This window comes from Ralstonia sp. VS2407 (genome assembly GCF_052950655.1).
Window position 1 is genome coordinate 1 of record NZ_JBRFVG010000155.1, and the last position, 513, is coordinate 513.

Genomic DNA, 513 nt, shown 5'->3' on the forward strand with positions numbered 1-513 from the left:
CGTCCAGCGGCAGGTCCAGCACCAGCTCGTCGCCGTCGCTCCACTCCCGGGTGACGGTCAGCCAGCCGCCCTCGGCCACGACCTCGAGCTCCTCCCCGTTGACGGAGAGGGCCACCCCCTCGGCCCAGTGCGGCAGGCGGAGGCTCAACGCCCAGCTGCCGCCCGGTGTCGACTCGGTGACGACCCGGACCCGGCCGTCCCCGGGGTACTGCGTCTCCACCCGCAGGCTGGCCTCACCCCCGGCAACGGCGGTGGCGTAGATTCCCGGGATGTACTGGTGCACCAGCACCCGGTCCGCGCTGCTCAACACCACGTAGTGCTCGAGCGAGGCCAGCGTCCGCATCACGTTCGGCGGGCAGCAGGCGCAGTGGAACCACGGCTTGCGGGCGTAGTCGCGGTCGTTGCCGCCGGCCATGTGCCCCTCGCGGACCTGCAGCGGGTTGGCGTAGATGTAGCGCTGGCCGTCCAGCGACAGCCCGGCCAGGAACGTGAACAGCAGCGCCAGCGTGCCGC

Annotated in this window: 1 protein-coding gene; it reads right to left on the bottom strand. The window is 72.3% G+C overall.

The window, feature by feature from the left end; translation table 11 throughout:
* A partial coding sequence (locus tag ACU8YE_RS24365) for a beta-L-arabinofuranosidase domain-containing protein (protein WP_446929949.1) occupies nucleotides 1-513 on the bottom strand: 513 nt, incomplete at both ends.